Genomic DNA, 3,769 nt, shown 5'->3' with positions numbered 1-3,769 from the left:
GGCATTTTTACTATGCGTCGGTTTATGTGTTTAAGGTATTATGCGGAGGCTAAGGTATTGCGTTGCTCTCACCTTAGCAAGGTGTTATGTGTAAGGGGAGATATGAGCGCTAAACGGATATTAATTGGTGGTGTAGGATTGGTAAAAGGGCGACCTAAAAACCTGGGGGTTTGTATTCAAGAGGTCTGTTCCATATTAGAACCTACGCTCGAAGGCAGTGGTTGGTCAGATAAAGCTCCTTTCCATACATTAAGCTTGATCATTAGATACGGAAGTGATGACTCTCGCGCTGTTGAGTTTGGTTCTATTAATAAGAAATACAGTGAGCTAAACGTTTCTATAACAACTTCACTAACGGTACTAAAAGAAGCAGATAAACGTGGGGAGTTGCAAAGTCTCGTCATGGAGTTGGCTGAGAAATCAATTCAACAAGTATCGGCAAAATATGGGTTGGCCGAAAATTACACATAACAAACGTTTAAAGCTCAAGCAACTTTTAAACGGTAGGTAGGTGAGGCCAATACCTACCTAGTGACTTACTCAGATATATCTGAGAATTTAACCCTTTACATTGGTCATTTTGTGTATTTGTGGCTCATGAGCTAATGCGGTTTTATAAAACTCAAATATCGGTGTGATATATGGCTGGGCATAGTGTTCGTCTAGGGCGGCTTGGTCGACCCAGTTTTCAACCAAGATAAGCTGATCTTTCGCTTTGTTTTCATATAGCTCAAAACGCAAGCAACCCGCTTCTTCTCGAGTAGCAGTTAGAATGCCTTCAGCTTTTTGTTTGCACTCCGCATAAAATTCACTTTTTGGGGTAATAAAAGCCACAACACTAAGCATTGTTTTTCTCCTTTTGGGGGGTAAATTGGCCCATCAATTTTTGGGTTAATACAATGATTGGTTTATTCAACAAGTAGGCCGCTGCAAACGAAGCCGGCCAAGCATTAATAAAGGCAAAGCCCCATCGACTGATGAAATCCTCTGGTAAACCGAGATTGATGTAAGTAACCCACGCGGACACCATACTTGACATCGCACATGAGAACAGAGCAGTGAACAAAAGTTTTTTCATAGCGCTTCCTCCGTTCTGTATACTGTATGGATTTATCGTATCCTCAGCCATACGAGCTTTAGAACACTAAGATTGCGGAAAACCTTATGCTGGATGATTTTTTAATATTTGTTGAAGTAGCCCGCCGAGGCAGTTATTCAAAAGCGGCACGAGACTTAACAACTACCGCGCCTACCTTGTCCAAACGCATCTTATTATTAGAAGAGAGATTAGGTGAGTCACTCTTTATTCGCTCCTCTAGGGGAGTCAAACTCACCAGCTTTGGTAAAGGGTTATTTGAACAGCTTGGCGAGACCACCCTAAATCTTCATCAGGCTGTAACTGAAAGCTCGAAAAGTGAAGCGGTTTCCTTCGTCTTACATTGCCCACGAAACTTAATCATTGGCCAACTATACCCAGCGCTTGAAGCCTTTCTGCTAGAGAAAAGTCATGTGGATGTCGTTATTGAGCCTGCCAATACAAATGTATTGCTCAGCCAAACTTCTTTTGATTTAGCGATACGTTGTGGAGAGCAAAGAGACTCGTCTTTTTACCAGAAAAAGTTAGCCAACATTGCCGTATGCCTTGTCTCAAGAAGAGACTCCAAAAGCCGAGACCGACTTATTATGCCGTACTCTAAGACGCAAATTTCAGGGCAAGACTTGCTAAGTATCGAGCGGCAATACTCCAAGGTTTCTCGGGTCAACGACATTACCTTGGTACGTAAACTGGTCGCGTCAGGCATGGGGGTAGGCTTATTGCCTATGACAGAGATCGCCGATTTGAATAGTGAGATGTCCGGGCACATTCAATACGACTCTGAAATACTTTTTACTCGGCCTATGTATGCCTTGTGGGCGAATAAACCAAAGCCTTCGTCACTGTCCCAAGATCTGATCACATGTATCGAGAGCTGTGTTCAAAACACTCGCGCTTTACAAGGGCGCAAGGTTGATTTGACGTAATTGGGCGGTATATCTTTGGAAGAATCGGTAAGGAAGTAGGTATTCAATGGTGGATAAAATTACATTTTTCACAAGGCTAGAGCGCCAGATTCTTTCTGGTAAAAAGACTGCAACGATTAGGGATAAATCTGAAAGCCATTATTACCCGGGGCAGGTTGTTGAAGCACTTACTCACGAAGATGGGCGAAAAATCTGTAGACTAGAAGTTGTCGGTGTTGAGCATGTGAACTTTGATAAACTCAACAGAAAGCATGCAAAAGCAGAAAACCTTCCATTTGTCTTCATGCTCAAATGGATCTTGCGAAAGATATATCCATCAGACAAGAGCTTGTGTTTTATAAGCTTCAAAGTCGTTGATTAACAAATCTGCAAGTTGTGAAGCACATGAACCACGCGCATAACAGGGCGTTTTCAGTTGGGAAACTATGAGAGCAATTTTTAAAAAAACGGAAGGTGACTATCTTGAGGCAATCATCGAATTAGATGGTGTCAATGTTGTTGTAATGGACGACTTTGGGGGCGATAGATATCAAGCTGGAGAAAATATCGATATCTGTTTATCAGTCGGCCTCCATTATGAAGACGAAGAATGGGAGTCAATGTTTTCAGGTAATCCTGAAGCCAAGAAAGAGCTAAACCACCAGTGGGGCTGGCGCTATCGTGCATATGGTATCGTGACAGAAATAGATCCTGAGGTAATAGTTGATGTGGGTATTACACATCTATCAGCACCAATCGAGACTAGTGATCCAAGATTAGCAGGAGAAAGTATCGCATTTACTATTTATAGACTGGATGCTCACAGCAGCTAACAAGGCGCAGCTTTCGGACAACTTTTTCATACTCCAATTAATCCGTAACATTCTAGGTTAGCTATGTCGAAGCCAAGCTTTTGTCCAAAACCTTCACGGGCTGAATTTTTACCCGTGGCATTCATTCAGCTTTCATCTCAAATGATTAATCGGTAAAGTCTGGCAAACAGAAAGGAGCCAGTAAAAAATGATTGATACCACAATATTGCCACTATTCTTTGTTACCACTATATTCTTAGCAATTTCTCCGGGCCCAGATTTAGTACTCATATCAACATATTCTTCGACTCGTGGCTTTAAAGCTGGAGTAATGGTGTCAGTTGGTATTTTCATTGCGGGATTAATTCAAACACTGTTAGTAGCATTTGGCTTAGGAAAACTGATGCAAGCGATGCCACCTTTGGTATTGGTAATCAAAATTGTTGGGGCAATTTATCTATCTTGGCTTGGAGTTAATTTATTACGTACATGGCTAAAAAACAAAGGAGACGTATCTGCAAGTCAGACGATTCAGTCTTTGTGTAATAAAGATCTAGTCTACCGTGGCTTACTTAATAATATTATGAACCCCAAAGCGTTAATCTTCTTTAGTATGTTCTTGCCTCAGTTTACGCATTCTGGTGGTGCTTTAACCAATCAGATACTCATACTTGGAATCATTCTTAGTAGTATTGTTTTATGTATCAATACTATTTTCTCATTTTCTTTTAGTAAGTTGGGCTCTTTGCTAGGTTGTCACTTTAGTTTAAACCGTCATATCGATGGTGTATTGGGCGTGGTATTTTTGGGACTTGCTGCCCGTTTAGCTACAAGTAAGTAATGTATGCATACAGCGTTTGGGCTTCAGATACTTTTCTTATCTGAATAGAATGAGTTGGAGCCCAGCCCTAACTCTGATATGTAAAAAATTTCTCAGGTTGAATTTTTACCCGTGG

General features: G+C 41.3%; 7 protein-coding genes. 5 read left to right on the top strand and 2 right to left on the bottom strand.

Annotated elements, in window-relative coordinates; all coding sequences use genetic code 11:
- Window positions 1–471 (top strand): Imm39 family immunity protein (locus tag BCT81_RS15990; RefSeq protein WP_206748014.1); only part of this gene is annotated, 471 nt, incomplete at its 5' end.
- An 87-nt stretch (window positions 472–558) separates the two neighbouring features.
- Here BCT81_RS15990 and BCT81_RS15985 read toward each other — a convergent pair.
- Window positions 559–846 (bottom strand): putative quinol monooxygenase, encoded by a 288-nt coding sequence (locus BCT81_RS15985; protein ID WP_102425075.1) that lies wholly within the window; start codon window positions 844–846, stop codon window positions 559–561.
- Window positions 839–1,078: a DUF2798 domain-containing protein gene (locus BCT81_RS15980; RefSeq protein WP_102425077.1), complete on the bottom strand. Its 240-nt coding sequence runs from the start codon at window positions 1,076–1,078 to the stop codon at window positions 839–841. Before BCT81_RS15980 ends, BCT81_RS15985 begins: the two co-directional genes overlap by 8 nt.
- Before the next feature lie 86 nt (window positions 1,079–1,164).
- Between BCT81_RS15980 and BCT81_RS15975 the strand changes: the two genes are divergently transcribed.
- From BCT81_RS15975 to BCT81_RS15960, 4 genes are all read left to right on the top strand, one after another.
- The gene (locus BCT81_RS15975; protein WP_102425074.1) at window positions 1,165–2,022 is read left to right on the top strand and encodes a LysR family transcriptional regulator; all 858 of its coding nucleotides are present in this window, start codon (window positions 1,165–1,167) and stop codon (window positions 2,020–2,022) included.
- 46 nt (window positions 2,023–2,068) lie between these two features.
- On the top strand, window positions 2,069–2,383 hold the full coding sequence (gene yqfB / locus BCT81_RS15970) for a N(4)-acetylcytidine aminohydrolase (protein ID WP_102425073.1): 315 nt from the start codon (window positions 2,069–2,071) through the stop codon (window positions 2,381–2,383).
- 64 nt (window positions 2,384–2,447) lie between these two features.
- A complete protein-coding gene (locus tag BCT81_RS15965; RefSeq protein ID WP_102425072.1) occupies window positions 2,448–2,834 on the top strand; it encodes a hypothetical protein in 387 nt (128 codons plus the stop codon).
- Window positions 2,835–3,021: 187 nt separating this feature from the next.
- Complete coding sequence (locus tag BCT81_RS15960; protein WP_102425071.1) at window positions 3,022–3,654, top strand: LysE family translocator; 633 nt, start codon at window positions 3,022–3,024, stop codon at window positions 3,652–3,654.
- The last annotated feature ends 115 nt before the right edge of the window (window positions 3,655–3,769 follow it).

The sequence above is a fragment of the Vibrio sp. 10N.261.52.A1 genome (assembly GCF_002876325.1).
Classification (GTDB): Bacteria; Pseudomonadota; Gammaproteobacteria; order Enterobacterales; family Vibrionaceae; genus Vibrio; species Vibrio chagasii.
The sequence above is the reverse complement of the archived record's forward strand: the minus strand, read 5'-3'. Positions and strand labels throughout refer to the sequence as shown.